Annotated in this window: 11 protein-coding genes; all 11 read right to left on the reverse strand. The window is 42.4% G+C overall.

Annotated features, from left to right (window positions below; all coding sequences use genetic code 11):
* Window positions 1-122 precede the first annotated feature (122 nt).
* Window positions 123-4,265, reverse strand: a complete 4,143-nt coding sequence (locus tag PSPO_RS09000; protein ID WP_010559778.1) for a hybrid sensor histidine kinase/response regulator — start codon at window positions 4,263-4,265, stop codon at window positions 123-125.
* A gap of 235 nt (window positions 4,266-4,500) precedes the next feature.
* Complete coding sequence (locus PSPO_RS09005) at window positions 4,501-7,110, reverse strand: glycosyl hydrolase family 18 protein (RefSeq protein WP_010559777.1); 2,610 nt, start codon at window positions 7,108-7,110, stop codon at window positions 4,501-4,503.
* Between the two features lie 113 nt (window positions 7,111-7,223).
* Window positions 7,224-8,801: a lytic polysaccharide monooxygenase gene (locus PSPO_RS09010; protein WP_010559776.1), complete on the reverse strand. Its 1,578-nt coding sequence runs from the start codon at window positions 8,799-8,801 to the stop codon at window positions 7,224-7,226.
* 44 nt (window positions 8,802-8,845) lie between these two features.
* On the reverse strand, window positions 8,846-12,010 hold the full coding sequence (locus PSPO_RS09015) for a glycosyl hydrolase family 18 protein (RefSeq protein ID WP_010559775.1): 3,165 nt from the start codon (window positions 12,008-12,010) through the stop codon (window positions 8,846-8,848).
* A gap of 536 nt (window positions 12,011-12,546) precedes the next feature.
* Window positions 12,547-13,734 carry a nuclease-related domain-containing protein gene (locus PSPO_RS09020; RefSeq protein WP_158523441.1) on the reverse strand — a complete coding sequence of 396 codons (1,188 nt, stop codon included), beginning with the start codon at window positions 13,732-13,734 and terminating at the stop codon, window positions 12,547-12,549.
* Between the two features lie 35 nt (window positions 13,735-13,769).
* Complete coding sequence (locus PSPO_RS09025; protein WP_010559773.1) at window positions 13,770-14,840, reverse strand: HNH endonuclease; 1,071 nt, start codon at window positions 14,838-14,840, stop codon at window positions 13,770-13,772.
* A complete protein-coding gene (locus PSPO_RS09030; protein ID WP_010559772.1) occupies window positions 14,837-15,442 on the reverse strand; it encodes a class I SAM-dependent methyltransferase in 606 nt (201 codons plus the stop codon). Before PSPO_RS09030 ends, PSPO_RS09025 begins: the two co-directional genes overlap by 4 nt.
* Before the next feature lie 300 nt (window positions 15,443-15,742).
* The gene (galU, locus tag PSPO_RS09035; RefSeq protein WP_010559771.1) at window positions 15,743-16,648 is read right to left on the reverse strand and encodes a UTP--glucose-1-phosphate uridylyltransferase GalU; all 906 of its coding nucleotides are present in this window, start codon (window positions 16,646-16,648) and stop codon (window positions 15,743-15,745) included.
* A 2-nt stretch (window positions 16,649-16,650) separates the two neighbouring features.
* On the reverse strand, window positions 16,651-18,399 hold the full coding sequence (locus PSPO_RS09040) for a sugar phosphorylase (RefSeq protein ID WP_010559770.1): 1,749 nt from the start codon (window positions 18,397-18,399) through the stop codon (window positions 16,651-16,653).
* Entirely contained in the window at window positions 18,399-19,643 is a 1,245-nt protein-coding gene (locus tag PSPO_RS09045) for a glycosyltransferase family protein (protein WP_010559769.1), read from the reverse strand. Before PSPO_RS09045 ends, PSPO_RS09040 begins: the two co-directional genes overlap by 1 nt.
* Window positions 19,636-21,444, reverse strand: a complete 1,809-nt coding sequence (locus PSPO_RS09050) for an HAD-IIB family hydrolase (RefSeq protein ID WP_010559768.1) — start codon at window positions 21,442-21,444, stop codon at window positions 19,636-19,638. The genes PSPO_RS09045 and PSPO_RS09050 overlap by 8 nt, the downstream gene beginning before the upstream one ends.
* Window positions 21,445-21,482: the final 38 nt, after the last annotated feature.

Genomic DNA, 21,482 nt, shown 5'->3' on the forward strand with positions numbered 1-21,482 from the left:
CTGCTTCTTAGCCCGAACCAAATATGCTAATAAGATTCACGGCAAACGAGCCTAATTAAACATCTGATACATTGCTATTGTGGCATATCAAAAAGTGATTATTGTTCAGAATACACCCTACTTTATATTAATTTTGTTATACCAACCCAGTGCTTTAACTTACGATATACCGTTTCCTTCTCAATCGGTTTTGTCATGTAGTCATCCATACCAGCTGCCAAACATTTCTGCTCATCACCTTGCATTGCATTAGCAGTCATCGCAATTATGGGAATGTTTGCTGCACTTTTCCCTGCCTCGCCCGATTTAATCTTAGATGTGGTCTCATAACCGTCCATTTCTGGCATTTGGCAGTCCATAATAATTGCCGCATAGTCGCTTGGTTTATCCATCGCTTTAAGTGCTGCTAACGCATCGTGACCGTTTGAGGCAACATCGGCAGTGACTCCTAAGTTTTTCAAAACACTCAACGCGACCATCTGATTTACTGGATTATCTTCAACTAACAATACATGTACGTCATTAAAAATTGTGGTGTCTGTATCATTTAAACTAGTCGGCTGCTCACTTGCATCATCAGTGTGTTCAGATGATTTTTGCAACGTACTTTTAATTACTTTAATCAGGCCTTTTGGTGTTACGGGTTTTGCTAAAATCGCGCTAATATTACCCGCTTCACACGTATCATTATCGAATTGTTTATTAATTGGCGCCATTATAACTAGCTGTGTTTTATTAGTTTGCGTTAAGCGCGTTAATTGCTGTTGTAATAAGTCATTTTCATACAACTTTGCATCCATTAATACCAAGTCGATAGTTGCTAAATCACTACTTAAATGTGCCATTACCTGCTCAGCAGAATTGGCAACGATTGCGTTTGCTGACTCGCCCTCTAAAAGCTGTTTTATCACTTGGCAATTAGTGTCATTAGCGTCAGCAATCAACATCGTTAAAAACGCAAATAGTGGGCCATCGTTTACCTTTGTTGGCTGCGCGATGTTTTTCACTAAACAGGTGACATTAAAACAACTGCCCTCGCCTAATTTGCTGGTAACCGTTACATCCCCTTGCAGTAGATTACACAGTTTTCGTGTAATACTTAGGCCAAGCCCAGTGCCGCCGTATTTTCGTGTGGTCGATGCATCACCTTGACTAAATGCATCAAATAGCGAGGTTACTTTATCTTTGGCAATGCCGATGCCGGTATCTTGAATTTCGCAGTTTAACTGGCTGAACCCTATTTTTTCAGAGTCACAAAGCTCTGCACGGATCACAATTTGACCCGACTCGGTAAACTTAACAGCATTACTTAAAATATTGGTGAGTATTTGACGAATTCGCCCAGGATCGGAATTCACATGACTGACCGAAATGGCATTGATATCTAAAATAACCTCAACATCTTTTAACTGTGCATCAAGGGCCACAGATTCTGCGAGTTTTTCAAGTAAGTTACGTAGATCAAAATCAATGTATTCAAGTTCAATGCGATCTGCTTCTATTTTTGAAAAATCCAGAATATCGTTAATCAGCGTCAGTAACGACTTTGCACTTGAACTGGCAATGCTCACGCGGTGTGCTTGTTCATCCGAAAGCCTGCTGTCTTTTAACAGTTGCAGCATACCAATCACGCCATTCATTGGTGTGCGGATTTCATGACTCATATTGGCTAAAAATTCAGACTTTAACTTAGTTGCGGTTTCTGCTTTTTGTAAGGCAAGTTTGAGTTCTTTGGCTTGTTGCTCAAGCGACGCCGTTTTTTCAGCAACTTGCTCTTCTAATGCCACTACAAATTGCTTTTGTCGAGTTATCTCGCTTTGTTGTAAGCGAGTGCGCAGATATATCATTAAAAAAATCAATGCCCCGGCAAATAAAGTGTAAAGCGTATAAGCCCACCAGCTTTTAAAAGGCGAAGGCGCCACATTTAAATCGATTGAAAGCAGTTCATTACTCCATTTGCCTGCACTGTTAGTTGCTTTAACTTGCAAGGTGTAGCTGCCGCCATCCAGATTAGTAAATGACGCAATATTATTGTTACCTAACTCTATCCAGTTGTTATCGTACCCCTCAAGGCGATAGGCATACTGATTTTTGCTAGGCGCAGTAAAATCTAACACCGAAAACTCAAATGAAATAAAGTAATCTTGATACGACAGGTCGATTTCTTTCACATAAGCATACGGTTTATCGAGCTTTTTCTGCTCGCCCATTTTGCTAAACCCAGTCAGTACCACATTAGGTGATTTAACTTCGTTTTCTTCAAGATCAGTATTAAAGTATTCAACCCCACGTTGGCTACTCGTAAATAAGGTGTTGTTGGCAGCCACAACTAAACTATTTGCGTAATAATTTGCGCCTAAAATCCCTTCACTGCCATCATAGTTAACAACTTCATCGGTACTTGGGTTTAAGGTAGAAATACCCTTGTTAGTGGTGAGCCATAAGTTGCCGTTTTGATCATCTACCACAGCGCGAATTAACGATGTAGCGAGGCCATTTAACACGCTGTAATGCTTAAAGGTTTGGCTATTGGGTTGATATAAGTTGAGACCTTTTTGCGTTGCTATCCAAATCGCACCATTTTTGGCTTGGTAAATATCTTGTACGATACTACCCAATAAGGTTTGCTCATCGGCTTCATCCATTTTGTAAACGCGAAAACGCTGTTTATCAGCCAACCACAGGTTTACGCCATTGCCGGTGCCAACCCACATGTTGTTGTCGTTATCGCGCATTATTTTTAGCACTTCAGGGTGCGATAAGCCGTTGTTTTCGTCTAAATGTGTAAAGGTTTTATGCGTTGTGTTGTATACGTATACACCATTTTTGTATGTACCAATCCATAAGTTGCCTTGTTCATCGAGCGCTAACGCCCGTAACTCTCTAAATTCTTGGTAATTTTCAGCGGTTTTAGGGTAGCGGATGATTTCAATTTGCCCAGTTGCCAAATTGTATTTAGCAAGCCCTTGATCTTGTGCAACCCAAAGTAAATTGGTGCCTTGTTTTAATATAATGGGTTTTTCTACAGCGCCACTATTCGCCAAACCGTTTTCTTTAGTGAAAAGCGGGCCCGAAATAGGTTCTAAGCTTTTCGCCCGTACTTGCCATTTAAACAAGGCGGAAGAGGAAGCAGCAATAAGCACATCGCCGTTTTCATCAACTGTTATGCCATTTGGCGCACTTAGTTGCGAGCTATTAATCGATTTAAATTTACGCTGTGGTGTCAGTTTAAAAATGCCGTGCACTTCATTTGTGATCCAAATAACACCAAAAGAATCCTCAAAAATAATGCGAAAACCATTGTTGTAACCTAAATCTAGCCGTTCAATTTGCTCAATGTCGTTGGCATAGCGATAAATGCCCGTTGCTGTAACAAACCAAACAAATCCGTCTTGGTCTTCAATCATCGAATTTACTTGACCAAGTGCTTGCTGATCTACATTTAAAATAGCGGTGAAGCTACCGCTATTTGGCTCAAACAAAAACGGACCTTGTTGCGTGGCGACATAAAATGTTCCGCTTTTGGTAATTAACATACTTCTAATTTCGTTGGCCCCAGTTGGGGTTTTATTATTTGGGTTTGGAAAGAAGTGCTTAAACTGCCGAGTGTTTTTGTTAAATAGATTTAAGCCATAGCTGGTCGCTACCCACAGAAAATTATCGTCTTTGTCTGCAATATCCCAAATACGGTTGTGAGATAAGCTTGGCTCTGAGTCACCGGTTTTTGTAATGTGTTCAAATTGACCATTGCCAAGATATTTATTTAGTCCACCATCGTAGCTGCCAAGCCAAATAATGCCCGTTTGGTCATGTAATAATGATTGAATGCGATTAGAAGATACCGAGCTTTCTTGCGATGCACTGTGTAGGAAGTTTTCAAATCGTCCAATTTTAGGGTCGTAAAGATTAGCGCCGCCGCCCCACGTGCCAATCCAAATCCTGCCGTCGTTATCAAGCATTAAATTGCCCGCGTCATTATGTGATAAGCCGTTTTCATTCATTTTATTAAATTCAAACAATACAACCTTGCGACCATCAAATCGCATCACCCCATTTTCAGCGGTACCAAACCATAAAAACCCTTGATTATCTTGAACAATTGAATAAATTTCGGAAGAAACAAAACCATCTTCAGTGCCCAGTTTTTTAATCGCATACTCGTTGATCAGCGACGACGATTGCCCATTAGCCAACGCATTACTCGCAGTAAATGCAAATAATGTCATTGCAAGCCAGATTACAAATAACGATATTTTTGGGGTCATGTCACTTTCAAAAGACTTTTAGTTATTAACACAATAATAGACGTTAAATATTAAGACCTGTTGATTTTTGACGAGATTTTCATGAACAATTAACTTTTATTCAGAAAAGGTAACCCCTGCTCTTTTATATTGATTGGGCATTGCGATTGCACAAAGAGCTGCACTATTACCAATACAGCAAAGTACAAGTACAAAAAAAGGCAGCGGAAGCTGCCTTTTGAACTAGAATGAAAACTTATTTCGCCCACACATCGGCAACGCCCGGCTCTTCGCCTTTAGTCCACCATTTTGCTGTGTAAGTGTTGTTATTGTGGGTCACCTTGTCACCTGTGTTGTAAACAAGGTCAGCACGCCATGCGCGAACTTGGCCATCGTTTGGAATAACTTCTTCCCACGGGCCGCCAAGATCTGGACGGTCGCCTTGTGTCCACCACTTCGCTTTGTACTCAACACCATTGTAAAGCACAGTATCGCCACCTGTGTAAATTGCATCGGCATTCCACGTTGTGCTGCCACCGCCATCTACATTAGTTACTGTTACTGTGAAGCTTTCTGTTACAGCATCAGTACCGTCTGATACCGTTACTGATACGCTCAAGTTTGTATCTGCTGCAACTTCGCCTGCTGTAAGCGTCACACTTGCGCCGCTGCCAGAAAGTGTTAAGCCCGCAGGTACATTCCAGCTATAGCTTAGTGTATCGCCATCAGCATCTGATGCAGTTACGCTGACAGAAGCTGATTTATCTTCTTCCACACTAACATTAGCAATTGGTGATACTACTGGCGGTTCGTTAATCACTACCGAATCTGATACCACGCGAATAATCGCCGATTTAGTTACAGTGTCTGTGCCGTCTGATACAGCAACGGTTACTGTGTAATCAGTATCTTGCGTTACCGTTGGCGCAGTAATTGATACCGTATCTGTGTTTACACCTGAAAGCGTTAACGCTGCATCGCCTGTCCAGCTGTATGTTAATGGGTCGTTATCGCGATCACTGGCAGTTGCTGAAAGTACAACACTTTCACCTGATTTAACCGTAGTTACACCCGGTACTGATACCACAGGTTTAGTGTTACCACCTACAACGCCTAGGCCTTCGTGCATTGCATTTAAAATATCGCCGTTGTCTGCATCAATTTCCCATGCAAATAGACCGGCAAGGCCTAAGTTGCGAACATACTGACCCTTCGCTTTTACTGAGCGCGGGCTATCGTATGTGATTAATTTGCCGTTTGATTTATTCCAAACATAGGCACCTTCAGCCACTTCATCATAGCCAACCTCAAAACCGTTAATACCAGTTTCTGCCGCGCCAATCATATGGGCTTTAATGCCTTTGTAATCAATTACGCCTGCTTCCCACACACCTTGCGCAGTAGTGCCGGTAAGTTTACCGTTACCCGGTGCTGTCATTGGGTTTACGCCGTCTGTTGTATTTGCAGGGTATACACCTTCCCAACCACGACCATACATCGCCGTACCTAATACAATTTTCGCCGGATCTAAACCTTGTTGTAGCAACAATTGAATACCGTTATTTGTGGTGTACGCAGGGCCTTTACGCGGCTCGCCTTTATCATCAAGACCAGTACCATTACACTCATCTGTGCTCATATGGCTACCACAGTAAAGCGCTGTTTGGTGACCGGTAACATTGTTCCAACCGCCGTAGAAGTCATAGGTCATGGCGAAGATGTAATCCATATATTGCGCTGCTTGCGGATAGTTTACGTCTTCAATTTTGTCATAACCCATGCCAATAGCAGAGGTAAGTTGGTACGGTTTACCAATTTCCGCTTCTAATTCATCTAGCATAGCGCGTAGTTCACGCATTAGATCAATATAAGCTTGACCGTCTTTTGCTGGGTCACCAAGATTTGGATTTGGACCGCCGCCACCTGGGAATTCCCAGTCAATATCGACACCATCGTAGAATTTCCAAGTTTTTAAGAAGTCTTTCATCGACGCCACAAATACATCGCGATTCGCTTTTTCAGTAAAGCCATGGAATGGGTCTGACAGTGTCCAACCACCTACCGATGGTAAGATTTTTAAATCAGGGTAACGCTGCTTAAGCGCCATTAACTGCGAGTAAGTACCACGAATTGGGTCTTTTGCATCTACGCCCGGCAGTGACTTTTGAATCGCTGCCCACGGGTCGTGAATCACTACTTCATAATCTTGTGAGTCGCCACACGCTTTTTGTAATGCGCGCCAGCTGTTACCGTTTTCAATTTCTTTCAATGACTCGTTCGCGCCACAAATTGGAATAAAACCGTACAAGATATGCGTTAAGTTTTGGCCCGGCACTTTTGTTACATCAAAGTCACGGCCATAAATGCCCCACTCAACAAAATAAGCACCTACAACGGTGTCTGGCGAGGTGCCGTAGTTACCGTTATTTGGATCTACATTCATTGGTAATGGATCAAGGTGACCACCGTCTGTATCAGCGATTACAATTGGTTTTGGCGCACTTGCCGCACATACTGTGCCTTGGCAAAGCTCAACCGTTAACTGATGACGGCCCGATTGCGTGTATGGAAAGGTAATTGTGCCCGACTTAGTGCCAGCAGCAAGCGTACCTTCGTTTACTACTACACCGTCAAATTTTACTTTGTAGCTATCGCCACCTTCACCGCTCCACGCATTCCATTTGATAGCAATATCAACCACATCTTTACGTGTAACTAATGACTTATACGAACCTTGACCGTCAATATTTACATCAACAAATGAATATTTTTGGTCTTCCCAACTTAAGCTAGGTGCAGAAGGCGCTGCAATTACATGCCCAGAGCAAAGTGCAACTGCCACTGCTAGAGATAATTTTTTAATCATAATGTTTCTCTTTAAATTTTAAAAACCCGCAACGTCGCAAACCAAGCCGCCGTTGCGGCAAGGGGTAACTAAAGTAGCTAAAGCAAACTTATTGCTCGCTTTAGCCGATTAAATTAAAGGGTTTGCCACACTGAGGCAGTACCAGGCTCTTCTCCTTTGGTCCACCAGCGTGCTTGGTATTTTTGCGAGTTATGGCTAACAATATCGCCCGCCGAATACGCTTTTGAGCTTAACCACGCATCGTCAGTTGACTGTGAAAGCGATTGCCACGCATCGCTGCTATTTGGTTTTTCGCCTTGCACCCACCATTTGGCTTTATAAACCGTACCTAAGTAGCTAACTTTATCGCCGGCGTTGTAAGCTTTGCTGGCATTCCACGCAGGTACATCAGGGTTCGTTGCGGTATCGTTAACCGTTACCGTAAAGCTTGTTGGTGTGCTTAACTTGCCATCAGATACTGACACCTGAATCGTGAAGTTAGCGTTCGCTGAAACCTCAGGTGCATTAAGAGTAAGGTTTGGTCCGTCTACACTGTAGGTGAACTCATTAGGCACAGTGAATTGGTAACTAAGCGGGTCGTTTTCATCATCGAAAGCATGCACGTGCACCAATGTTTGTGAACCTTCATCCATTACCACATCTGCCACAGGGTTAACATTCGGTGCGGTATTTTCTGATGCAGCAATCACCGACAGCGCAAAACTGTGATCACTAGAAGTTGCATATACCTGATTTGACGCCAAATTAGCCTCGTCAAACACGATATCGCCACTGGCGTTTTTAACACCAATTTGCAATTCAGATGCGTAATCTAAATTAAGCTTAGCTGCAAGTTCACTTTGCCAAGTTGCTTGATTACTAGCGTTTACCGCGAACAACTGATTAACCACTTCAAGACCCGTTGCGTCAAACAAACGCACTTGAACTGTGTCGCCAGCATTTGCGTTTTGACCTTGACGTACAAAATAACCGAGCGGGAACCAGTCAACCGGTGTGACTGTGTCGCGCTCAATAATAATATCGCTACAGTTATAAAAGCCTTCACCCACCACATCAACGCGCTGCCAGCGGCTATAAAGCACCGCTTCACCGGCGCGCTCTGCAGGAATGGCTACGCTCATTTCATAGTAACGCTTACCATCTAGGTCTTTTACAAACTCAATATTGTCGTGGCTTTGAATAAGCTCAATATTTTTCCAAGTCAGTGTATCGGTTGCAGGGTTAAAACCCGGCTTGGTTAAATAAAACTGCCAAAAGCTTGGGTTGTGCGGTGTGGTTGCGCGATAACGCACTTGAATTTCACCATTAGCGTTTGGCGTAACCACAGTTTTTTGCCAATGCGCTGACGGTAAATTCATACCGCGCTTTTCGTGACTACCCGCAGCGCACAAAGTACCGTCGGGCACATTTGCTTCAACCGCAGCTTGATTTAAGTAATCGGGCGTATTAACTGCAAACTCATGTTCTTGAATAAACTGCACATGGCCCGATTCTAAAAATGCGGCGCGACATGCCAAGTTTGGAATATTGCTGCCGTCTTCTGGCCACCAATACCCGCCTTGCGCTTGGCAAAATGCTTGTCGTGCTTTAGGACTATCCATGTAACCATGTGCGCTGGCATTAAACGGCACTGCAATACATGCTAATAGCACTGAACCAGAGAGCACACTGATGTTAAATTTGGTATTCATAATCTTCTCCAAACAGTGAGGCGCACGGCCTCACATAGGTTGCGTTATAAAGTACACACACTATCCCAATCGGCAGATGTGCCAGGCTCAGTTGATGTCCACCACTTCGCTTTGTAAACCGCAGTAGATGCGCCATCAACCATTAAGTCACCGCCTGCAGCGTGTGACGGGTTGCCTGCCCAATCTGTTTGTGGAAAGTTTGGATAAACTGGAATATCAGCTACTGCAACACCTTCACATGTGTCGGTGTTGCCGCCGCCATCATTGCCACCACCGTTACCGGCTGTTGCATCTGGTAGATGTGGGTATTCAAATTTAGCGGCGTATTGCTTACCGTCTTTTTCAAATACAAGGTTTACTGGGCCAGTAATTGGCATGTAATACATTACTTGCGCATTAATGGTTTCGCCCGGCGCGAACGACTTAGCAGCGCCGCCCCACTCGTTAACAAAGGTAATTGAGAAACGGTGGAACTCGTTTTCAAAGCCACCAATGTTGTTACCCGCTGCGTTTGAACGATTTACGTCAACTGCCATGCCGAGTTTTTCTTGCGCATTCCAGTTTGATTTGAAAATTGCTGACGTAGCCACTGGTACATCAAACGATACTTTTGCACCGCTCAAATCAATGTTTGAGTTGTTAGTAAAGCTAAAGGTTGGCGCAATTGGGTAGTTGTCGTCACCAATTGGGAAGTCTTTCACTTCAAAGCTTACGTCTACAGCTTCTGCTGGTACTTGGTGTGTTTTTTCACCTTTGTTGATGTCGTACTTAGAACCCGCTTGTGCAAACTTATTGTAAGCAAGCGAGGTCATAGTAGAACCCATAAAGTACTCTTTCTTCGCGCTGTCGTAGTCAAAGTCGCCTGCCAGCTCCCAGAACATAATACCGCCAAGGCCTTTGTTGATTACGTAATCAAGCTTAGTGCCCATTGATTCTTCATCTTCAATCGACAAGAACACGTTTTTATCAGCATTCCAAAGCCAAGGCGCTACTGCCACAGAATCATAATGACGAGTGTAAGTGCCCACTAGCTTATCAGTTGGATCATTAGCTGGATCTAAGCCGTAAGCTGCAAGGTAACTTGGTAAAATGCCGTTTTGTAGGTTTTTAACATGCCATAATGGGTTACTACCTGCTGGCATTTCATTACCGTTTTCGTCAAGGTCATGCCACATGTTGTCGATACCAACTGCGCCGTTACCACATTTGTTTTTCTCACCTACACCAGTACCTTTGGCACAATCAGCTTGGTTAGGTAACGCAGCACGCCCCCACAAACCGTTTTCGCCACCCGATACATCTTTAAAGCCACGGGTATAGTAAGGCACACCAATGTTAATGCGGCCTGCACTTAAACCACCGCGGAAATACGTCACTGCCCAGTCGGTATTTAAATAGCCAATGCCTTCAAACTCTTTGGTGCCATACACATTCCACTGCGCAAGCTCTGAGTCTAGCCCTGTATCGTAAAGCGCTGCGTTGTGACCAACGTGATCGTTCCAAGCACCGTGCAAGTCGTAAGACATAATGTTTACGTAATCTAGGTACTTAGTTGTTTGGAAGGTTTCCATACCGCGTAATAAGTAACCTGATGACGGCGATGCGATGGTAAGCATGTAGTGTTTACCAGCTAATTCACCCGCTTTATCAAGCTCTTCACGTAGGGTTTTCATTAACACTTGGTAAGAGGCATTTAGCCCTGCTCGGCGTGCATTTGAAATTGGGAAATCATCAGGGTGACCCGAATCATTCATTGATGATGGGTATTCGTAATCAATATCAACCCCATCGAAACCGTACGTTTCAATAAACTCAACCGCACTTTTTGCAAACGCATTAATGCCCGCAGTGTTTACTGAGCCATCAGCATTGGTTGTCATAGTGTAGAAACCACCGCTTGCAACACGGTTACCGTTTGCGTCAAAGTAACCACCCGTTTCTGCCCAACCACCTACAGAGATCAGTGTTTTAACGTCTGGATGGAGTTTTTTATATTTATTCAGTAAGTTGAAATGACCTTTGTACGGCAGTGTTGGGTCCATTTCAGCACCTGCTACACCTGGCCATTCCATATTGGTAGCAGGGTTACCCGCCGCACTTGGATCGCCAATTGAAACCTTGTTATTGGCATCAACATGGGCAAACGCGTAGTTAATATGGGTGATTTTATCCCAAGGAATATCATCTACTAGGTAAGACGGTTGGCCATTGGCACCGTTGCGCCAACTGGTGAAATAACCAATGACACGACGTGGGTGATCGGCACCCATATCTTCACGACCATCGGCATCGTAAATAGTACAATACGGCGTATTTACACCCGGTGTTTGGTACAAACCTTCCGGCTTACAGGCATCGCGGTCACCCGGTTGTGTAGTGCCATCAACAATACGGAAACCCAATGTTTGCGCATCAGATGTTGCGCCTTTATCGTCGGTTGCAACAAGACTAAATTGCGTATTACCTGCGCTTGTTGCGGTAAAATTAAAACTGCCTGTTGCTCCAGAAATTTGCGCTATAGACGCGCCATCTTGAAACAATTCAAGACTTGTTACTGTGCCATCTTGATCGCTACCGCTCAAATTTAAGACAACGCTGTCATTTAAGTTCAAGGTATTTGAACTCGCATTACTAGTAAGGCTTGCCGTTGGTGCATAATTATCTGGCACTACTTCAGCCACAGTAACACTATTTGCAGGGGATGTTGTTTCAGCACCTTTATCATCGGTAGCGCGTACCGAAATTTGATGCTGCCCTGTCACTGCAAGCCAAGTTGTTGAATATGGCGCAGAGCTTAATGTTGCAATCGCCAAACCATCAACCAGTACCTCTAGTTTCACAACGGTGCCGTCAGAATCTGATGCTTGCGCCTCAATGACAACGCTGTCACCTTCGGTAAAAGAACTACCGCTCATAGGTGATAAAACCTCTGCGATAGGTGATTCGTTTACTTGACCGTCACTACACGCACCTAAGTTTTTCCACTCTTGATATTGCCCTGAATGGGTTACCGGATCGGCTTGTGTCCACCACTTCGCCTCATAAGCAATATTGGCTTTTTGCACTTGCTGCCCGCCGGTGTAAGCCACACCTGATTGCCATTCGGCAATGTTTGTACAGTCCACTGCTGCATGGGCTGCCCACCCAGTTACAGCTAACGACAATACGCTCATTTTAAATAAACGCTTGCCTACTAATTTGTTACTCATACTTCCCCCTAATGGAATTTAGCTAACGTCTTTCGACTATTTATAACTAACACATGATTAACAATTAGTGAAATTGGAGCAATAACACTACTCCGAGAAAACAAAAACAAGATTAAACAAATTAAAACAACAGGTTAAATAAAAACAAACACCTTATTACTAGGAAAAATAAACTAGGACACAATCATTAGGAACCCCTATTAGGTACATTTGTAAAATATAAGTAAACTTAAGTTATACCCCCTCAAGAGCCGCTACTGCTTGCTTATAACCAAACTAATTTAAGCTATGCCTTTATGTTCTAGCGCATTTACGAATTTTCACAATTAAGTAAACGTTTTGACTAATACCTGTAATAAAAGTAGGGACAAATTGCACAAAAATGATGCATTCTATGCAAGTTAAGTATTTTAAAAGGTGAGATTTTTACTATTTTTGAAAGTCAGCTGCTTAATTTTCAACGACACAAAATGAAATAGTTACTCGAGATATGGGTTAGGTAAAACGAATTGACTAAGATGTTGCAGTGCAAATTTCTAAATATCGCATTGCTTTGCCTTTACTTCGCTAATGTGCTGCTTAAAATCTTCACGTGTCGTAACCGAAATCACTTTAGCGAGTCGTGTGTTAAATTCTTCAAGCTGGCTATCGGTAAATTTAACATGGGTAAAGCCAGATAAAAATGCTTCCAGCTCACTAACATAACGTACATTCGGTGGAAATTTTGTTTTAAAACTCGCTTTATCATGAAACAGCACTAAGGATTCAACGCCATCAACAACGCCAAGTAATCGGCTGACTGCTAAGCAATGTTTATAATTTTGCCTAAGCGGGTTCATAAATTGGGTTTTACGCCCTGTTAAAGTCTGCGTCCATTTCGCTTGGTGCTGACTACCGAATATATAACCACTGTAATTTTTGCTCTCAATTACAAACACGCCAACTGGTGAAACAATTAAATGATCAATTTCAGTAAGCTCATCATTATCGTTCGTTAGCAGCACACTTGTATAATGACTCACATTACTCGCCGCAGATAACACTTTGTTGTTAATAACCTTTTTAATTAAATTATTTACAACAACCTCTCCTTGCTGGCCACTTGAGTTGCCTGCATCATTAGCAACAATTTCGGCTATGGTATTTTTTAGTACAGAGCAAGATTTATCTGAAACGTTTGCAGTAGTTTTAGGGTTAATGTCTTCAGCTTTTCTTACAGGCAGGTTACTTACAACGGGTTCAATACGACCTGTTACTTTTTTAAGTAGTGATTTAGCAGCGCGTTTGGCAAATAGTACAATGATTGCTTTGAGAAAAGCTAAAACAAACATAATGACTAACACCCACACACCTATCTTAAGCACTAAGCTCTGCATAGTGTTGGCGGGAACTGATGTTTTAGCTTGATGTGGTTTCGTTACAACGGCTTGATTTGATGGCTCCGTCAAGTTTTGAGAGTGTAACTTTTTAGTTGTATAAATTGGCGTAACCTTTTCGGAACTTTTGGTGCTACTTGTTTGATCACCCTTAGATGATTTGACGGGGTTAATACAGTGTCTGTCAACAGAGCGTTTTGCCGTTTTGTAACGCTGAGATTGCTTATTAAAGCTAAACTCTTTAACTTGATTTTGTAATAAAATACACGTTCCGTCGCTGTACTGTACTGCAGCAAATACGGATAAATTAGTAACTAATAAAAGCAAGCATAAAATTCGTAATATCACTGTAAAATCCATTTTTCATTATTTTGTTGTAACTGTTATCGATAATCAGTTCGAGCACTATTTATTGCCGGCATCAGTCCATGCCAAAAATGTCCCTTACTACTGGCAACCGTATCATAAGCCCAATCAGAAACAGCAAGAGACTTCGCTGCATCACAATAAAAGTAACTCTCTAATGCTTTGGTAATCTCTTTTTCATGAATCACGAGGTTTTGATTAATCCACTCATCTTTAAACTTTGGTGCGGCAAGTAAATCACGCTTTGCGTTATTACATTTTCCATGGGCTAACACAAAGTTGTGTCCTAGATCGTGCGCATAGCGGGCAAAAGGTATAAAATGGTCAACTTGTTTGCTATTACCAAGTGGCTTATTACAGTAAAAACAGTTGCCCTTTTGTATTTCAAAAAGAACTGGCACAGCCTTGGCTAAATTTTGGCGATCACAACCAAATAAAAAATCATACAACTGGCTTTGCGCACCAATAATATGTTGATTTTGCTTTATACTTTGAATTTTTAACAACCATGCATTTCTGGCAAGATGAACCACTAAATCATAAAAACGCCTAAAGCAATGCGCAATTCCAGGGTTGAGTGTAATAAACGTTTTGCCTTTCACATGCGGATATAAAAAGCATTCATCCACTTTCGATAGTTTTTGTAACCGCCATAAAGGGCCCTCTTTTAAAGTTTGCAGCGTGGCTTTTTGTATAGAGTGCCAATATTGACTTTGTTTTAATGCATTTAGCGTACGAATATTTTTAGATTGGCAATAGTTTAGTTCGCTGATCACCTTAGATTGCTTACCCGCGTTTTGCAGCAATAAATCATTCGTTCCAGTTGTGCCTGCAAAGGGCGTGGCATGGTGCCAATACAGTTCTATAAACTTATCAACTAAGCTATCAAACTTGATACAAAGGCTCGCTCGTTCATCGTCTAGCGGATATTCAACTGCACAATCCGCTAATGCGTGTAATAACGCATACTTGTATGTTGCACTAAAGTCGCCCTCAACAAGAAGGCGTTGTATGTAGTTAATAAAGCCTAACTGTAATTGCAGGTTTGACGTCTGGTAGTTAGTAGTATTTGCAGTAGGACTATTCACACTGCACCTTTGATTATTAATGCATTCAACCAAGTGGTACTTTGTGTCGTTGAGCGCCTGTCTTTGCTGTTCCAGATTGATGAAATTGTCAGGCTAGGAATGTCTTTTACTATTTTGCTTAATATTGTTTCGTTAAGGTCGGTGAATCGTCTGCCATTTTCTTCTCTTTGTACAATTGATGGTTCGCCATATTTGAACGAGATATACAACACACCGCTTGATTTAAGCGCAACTGCCAAACGTGAAAATACGCTGTTTAATTCGTCAAAAGGAACATGTAATAAACTCGCACAACACCAAATTGCGTCATAACAATCTACTTCATCAATTTCTTGAAACGTTTTATGCAGCACTGGAATGCCAGTATGTTCTGTAGCGAGTAATGCCAACTTTTCACTCGCATCCATTGCGGTCACTTGGAAGCCCAATGATTTAAATACTTTGCTATCGCGACCACTACCGCAGCCAGCATCTAGAATATGCCCATGAGTGATTACTTTACTTAGAAATTTGTCATAAACAGGCTGCATATCAACATCTACGGTTGATAGGAAATATTCAGTTGCATGTGTGTTGTAGTATTGAGAATTGACGTCTGTCATTGATGGGCTCAAATGCTTACCGCTCCATGGTTACAATAGTCAAAAATGTAACAAAAACCCTTGATGAAAAACAAGTTTTTATTTAAGTAACTCTTTAATTTAATTGTATGTTTTCATTATGGAAACGCGTTTTCGCTAATTTATTACTATCTCCCAAATGATCAGGATTGATTGGAATTTAGGTATTACGTGTTATTACCAAGAATATAAAAGTAGATATATGGAGAGCGGTACTACTCGTATGAAAGGAAGTGAGGTAGTAAAAGCCTCTTTGCTGAGGCTTTTAGGCTAAGTTTTTGTTTAGTGTTTGTTCTCCGCCAATATGGTTTCAATATAATTGCTCAGCTCGCCTTTAAACTCAGCACGTTGAATAGCGTATTCTATGTTAGCTTTAATAAAGCCCAGTTTATTGCCGCAATCGTGGGTTTTACCCACCAGCTGGTACGCCTCTAACCCTGTTTGGTCTAATAGCGTATAAAGCGCATCGGTTAGCTGAATTTCATCGCCTGCACCCGGTGGGGTTTTGGCTAAAATTGGCCAAATGCTCTCAGAAAGTACATAACGGCCCGTAATGGCAAGGTTTGAAGGCGCTTCTTCGCGTGGTGGTTTTTCTACCATGCCGATAATTTTTGCAGTTTCGCCCGCACACAGAGTTTGGTTGTCTAAATCAACCACGCCATAGTTTTGCACCTGTGCCATATCTACTGGGTTTACCATTATTTGGTTAACACCTGTTTCGTTGTAGTTGCTTACCATTTTTGCGAGGTTTTCTACGCCTAAGTCTGAGTGGTATTTATCAATAATGACATCGGGCAAAATGACCGCAAATGGCTCTTCGCCAATTACCGAACGCGCACATAAAATGGCATGTCCTAGCCCTTTTGCCTCAGCTTGGCGCACTGAAATCATGGTAATGCCTTTGGGGTTAATGCTTTTAACTTCTTGTAAGAGCGAGCGCTTAACACGCGACTCTAGCTGCGCTTCTAGCTCAAAACTGGTATCAAAGTGGTTTTCGATAGAGTTTTTACTGGCATGAGTAACTAACACAATTTCCTTAATGCCAGCGGCAGCCGCTTCTTCTACCACATATTGAATAAGTGGTTTATCTACCAGTGTAAGCATTTCTTTTGGGATGGCTTTGGTTGCTGGCAGCATGCGTGTGCCAAGGCCTGCAACGGGGATCACCGCTTTGGTTACTTTTTTCATTGTTATTCTCCCGTGTTTTTATTGGTCAGCCAAATGGTTTGATATGGCAACAGCGCAAACTCGCTGTTTAAATCGGTAATGTGTTGGCCTGTAATTAAGTCGTGCCACTGCTCGGTTTCAATTAAGTTAAGCTCGTTTAAACGCAGTGAAAGTGGTTTGTTTGTAATATTCGCCACACAAAAAATACTTTGACTGCGATTCACGCATTGTCGCCATACACCAAACAGTTCTGGCCCGAGTTGCAACACAAATTGGGTGGCATTGGGGTGAAAAGCATTTTGCTGCTTTCTAATAGCAATTAATTTTTTTAAGCCTGCAAGCACCTTACTGTGATGACTATAAGGATTGGCAAGTTGCTCATTTAACAATTCGCTTTGCCAGCGGTGGCGGTTAATTGCACGGTTATGATGGGTGTTATTGTATTTTTCATAGTCGTTTTCGGTGCCAAGCAAACTGTGAATATAAATACCGGGAATGCCTTCTAAGCTCATCATAATGCTGTGCGCGCAAATAAAACGCTGGTACTGATGTTTATCTGGGCCATCAAGCGTACCTTTCAGCGCATCATACAAGGCAATATTCATTTCGTAAGGTTTTTGGCTGCCATCTTCCCCAGTTCGCCACGAAATAAGCCCACCAAAATTTTGCATGGTATTAACCATGGTTCCAATTTCACTCTCGCTCAGTAAACCCTCTGCTGGCCTTAAGCCAATGCCATCGTGCGATGCAATAAAGTTAAAATAACAGGTGCCGTTTTGCGCGGGCGGCATGCGCATTAACCAGTGTTTTAGCGCTTGGCAATCGCCGGAGATTAAGCTGTAAATTAGTAACGGCGGCAGCGAAAAGTTATAAATGGCATGGGCCTCATTAGCATTACCAAAATACGCTAAATTTTGAATATTAGGAATGTTGGTTTCGGTAATTATTATGGCGTTTTCATTGGCGCATTCAATCAGCGTGCGTAATAGCCTTACAACCTCATGAGTTTGCGGCAAGTTAATGCAACTTGTGCCTATTTCTTTCCATAAAAAGGCGATGGCATCTAAGCGAAATATCAACACGCCTGCATCAAGGTATTGCTTAATAATACCCACAAAAGCAATAAGCACCTCTGGGTTTGAAAAGTCTAAATCGACTTGATCATGACTAAAAGTGCACCACACAAACTGCTCGCCTTGTTTGGTGGTTACTGGTTTTAATAAGGGCGATGTGCGCGGCCTAACCACTTTATCAAGCGGGTCGCTTGGCGATGCAGTAAAAAAGTAATTGTGACCTGTGCCTTCGCCTTTTATAAAGTTTTCAAACCAAATGGAACGCGCTGAGCAGTGGTTAATCACTAAATCGGCCATCAACTTGTAGCTGTTGCTTATGGCACTAATATCTCGCCAATCACCCAGTGATTCATTCACGCTGGAATAATCCAGCACTGAAAAACCATCGTCTGAGCTGTACGGGAAAAACGGCAAAATATGCACGCCACTTAGCTCATTACTTAAATGGCTATCAATAAACTGTTTTAAGGTTACCAGCGGTTTTTCACTGTCGCTTACTATGCTGTCACCATAGGTGATCATCACAATATCCGATTCATTCCAGCGATTTAAAAATGGCGTTGGCGCCTGCGCGTTTTCACTTAACGCCATTTGGGTTAAAAGCTTATCGGCGATGGCATCCACTGAGTCATTTAGTGTGACCCCTTCATAAATTACTTGCAGTTGCTTAAGCAGTTTTTCTTTTAATGGATAGGTCATCAGCTTACCTTTTTGCGCAGTTTTGCTGAAAATTCGAGGTAATCTTCTTCTACCGCCTCTTCTAAGCGAGAAAGTACATCGGGCATGGCGCTAATTACGCGGTTCCACGATGGAATAAACGGCGTTTCCATGGGTTTTTCTAAAAATGATTGCCCTGCCGCCATAATGTTTTTAGCAAACATTTCTACCGATTTTTCTTCGGTATGAATATCCACTTGCAGGCCATTAATAATCGCATCGTTTTTATAGGTTTCGATGTAATCGAGCGCAATGCGGTAATAAGTAGCTTTTATGGTGCGCATGGTTTCTGTGTTTAGGGTGTAGCCTTGAGTTGCAAGCTTTCGAAAAAATGCTTTGGTTATGTCTATCGACATTTTAGACAAGCCACCTTCGCTATTATGCAGTGATAAGTCTTGATGCTTGTGGTCGTACACGTTGGCAATATCCACTTGGCATAAACGGTTTGATGCATAGTTGCGCTGCATTTCTGACAGTACGCCAATCTCTAACCCCCAGTCGCTAGGAATGCGAATATCGTTTAGCACATCTTGCCTAAATGAAAACTCACCCGAGAGCGAATAACGGTAGCTATCCATATAATCTAGGTAGTCGTTATGACCCATCACGCGTTTAAGCGCCTTTAAAAGCGGCGTAACAAGCAAACGCGCTACGCGACCATTGAGTTTGCCATCGGAATATCGGGCGTAATACCCTTTGCAAAACTCGTAGTTAAATTGTGGGTGCGCCACAGGGTAAATTAAGCGGGCAAGTAAGCTGCGATCGTAGGTTAAAATATCGCAATCATGCAGTGCGATAGATTCGGCCTCTTTGGTGGCAAGCGCATACCCCATGCAATACCACACATTGCGGCCTTTACCCATTTCGGTTGGTGCCACACCAAGTGCTTGTAATTCAGCGTCGAGCTGTTTTAATCGTGGGCCATCATTCCATAAAATTTGATGCGGTTGCCCTAAGTATTTAAAAAACTCAATGGCTTTACAAAATTCATCTTCGGTGGCTCTGTCTAGGCCAATAATCACCTGCGATAAATATGGCACTTCACTTAAATGCTCAACAATTTTAGGTAGCGCTTCGCCTTCAAGTTCGCTGTAAAGTGAAGGTAAAATTAGCCCCATTGGCCGGGTTTTTGAAAACTCAACAAGTTCGCTTTCTAACTCTTCCACGCCTCGATTTGTTAAGTTGTGCAGAGTGGTTACAATGCCATTTTGGTAAAAATCAGCCATAGTGTTTCTCCTTTAGAGGGTGGTTAGGTATCGATTTGATGCGTTCAATATGATGGTTATCAAGCTCGCTAATTAGTTGCATCATCACCTCGTGCCAGCCAGTTGGCCCAGGCATAGTTGAGCGCATAACGCCTTTTGAACGCTCAAGTGTAATAAACGGGTGAGTCATTGATTTGATTTGTACTGCAATATCGGCTTGCTCTAACATGGCGCTGTCGTTTTCGCTATCGCCGAGTGCCACACTAAGCCAATCTCCCGGCAATTCGTGCTTGATTAGGTTAAACAACCAATTCAATGCAACGCCTTTACTTTCGTCGCCACACACATGCAAAAAGCGCCCACCTTCAATAATGGTTGCGCCATTTTCACGCATACGTTTTATAAATGCCTTTTTCTGGCAAGCATCACCTAACCAATGAAGCGGCTCTGAGTAGTGACGTAATTTGGCTTTTTCGGCGTCTTTTTCACTTAGGCCTGTAAGCTCTGCTAATTCGCTATTAGTCATTTGCGCAAAGCCTTTGTATAGATGGGCAAAATCATTGGCGTATTGTTTTAGTTGGTTTAACCAAAAGCTGCGCGGCTGGCCAAACTCTTTTATGTAAAACTCGCCGAATTCAATTAAGCCAACAGGATCAATTAAATATTCTTTCAACCACTTTTTGGGTAAAAATACGGCTGCGCCATTTTCCACAATAAACGGCGTTCCTAGCCCTAACTGGGTGCGAATGGCGATAATTTCTTTAAAGGTTTTACTGGTACACGGAATAATTGGAAAGCCCAGTTCGTAGCATAAAAAAACACTCACTTTTGCAGGCTGAAACTCGTAGCTGTAATGATCTAATAACGTGCCGTCGAGGTCAGTAAATATCGCTAATTTTTCAGGAAAGCATAACTGTTTAAAACGCCCTGTTACGTTAACAATTTTGCGTGTTTCATTTAGGTGTAAGGTGATGTCGGTGGTTTGGCTAAAATCAACTAAACCAACTCGGGTAAGCCTTTCAAAAAACAGCACAAAGCGCTCTATTTCTTGTTCGCTCATTATTTTATTGGCTAGTAGTTTGTCTTGTTGCAAGCGCAGCTTGGCTTCTTGCTCTTTGCGCCACTGTGCGACCACATCAAAACTAGGTGCTTTTAGCATAATCCAGCGGTCTACCCGCTCGAACACATTTTGGTAAGCACCCTTCAGCTGGTTATTTACGTATTCACGCCATGTGCCGTTTGGGTCCTCTATTGCTTCAAGCTGGTTTATAGGTGCTTTTAAAGCGTCTTGTGGCTCTGCGTTAAGCCCTACGCACCACCCCTCTAGAATAATCACATCGGGTGCTGATGTTACTTTGGTCCATTTATCTGATGGAAACGGATTGTCTGTGGCTTTATTAAAACGGCGAATAAACAAAGGGCGTTTTAGAGTTTTACGCGTAAGCGCTGCTAAGTCGTGATCAAGCTGATCAATTTTGTGGGTACCCGGTACACCGCGTGTACCAAGTAAAGGGTGAATATGTGTGGCGAGTTCTTCGCGCTCAGACGCAGATAAGTAATAATCATCCAGCGAAATCGACACCACATTTAAACCAAAGTACATGCGTAAATATTGATTTAAAAAGTCCGTTAGCGTGCTTTTGCCCGAACCTTGGCAACCATTTATACCAATCACCAATGGCTGTTTTGTTCTATTTTGGTGCAGTGCGATTTGTTCTGCGATTGGCGCGTACCAAGTTTTTATTGTTTTTTTAACTTCCTGAGAAAGCGCATGTTTTTCTAAAAATTTAGTCAGGAACTTGGTAGAGAGTGCTTGCACCATATTAATGCATCCTTAAAACGTTTTAATAAACTATCTAA

This window comes from Pseudoalteromonas spongiae UST010723-006 (genome assembly GCF_000238255.3).
Taxonomy (GTDB): Bacteria; Pseudomonadota; Gammaproteobacteria; order Enterobacterales; family Alteromonadaceae; genus Pseudoalteromonas; species Pseudoalteromonas spongiae.

Coding starts and splice junctions, on each gene's coding strand:
- PSPO_RS09000 (WP_010559778.1), bottom strand. CDS start 4,265: ATGACCCCAAAAATATCGTTATTTGTAATCTGGCTTGCAATGACATTA.
- PSPO_RS09005 (WP_010559777.1), bottom strand. CDS start 7,110: ATGATTAAAAAATTATCTCTAGCAGTGGCAGTTGCACTTTGCTCTGGG.
- PSPO_RS09010 (WP_010559776.1), bottom strand. CDS start 8,801: ATGAATACCAAATTTAACATCAGTGTGCTCTCTGGTTCAGTGCTATTA.
- PSPO_RS09015 (WP_010559775.1), bottom strand. CDS start 12,010: ATGAGTAACAAATTAGTAGGCAAGCGTTTATTTAAAATGAGCGTATTG.
- PSPO_RS09030 (WP_010559772.1), bottom strand. CDS start 15,442: ATGACAGACGTCAATTCTCAATACTACAACACACATGCAACTGAATAT.
- galU (WP_010559771.1), bottom strand. CDS start 16,648: ATGAAAAAAGTAACCAAAGCGGTGATCCCCGTTGCAGGCCTTGGCACA.
- PSPO_RS09040 (WP_010559770.1), bottom strand. CDS start 18,399: ATGACCTATCCATTAAAAGAAAAACTGCTTAAGCAACTGCAAGTAATT.
- PSPO_RS09045 (WP_010559769.1), bottom strand. CDS start 19,643: ATGGCTGATTTTTACCAAAATGGCATTGTAACCACTCTGCACAACTTA.
- PSPO_RS09050 (WP_010559768.1), bottom strand. CDS start 21,444: ATGGTGCAAGCACTCTCTACCAAGTTCCTGACTAAATTTTTAGAAAAA.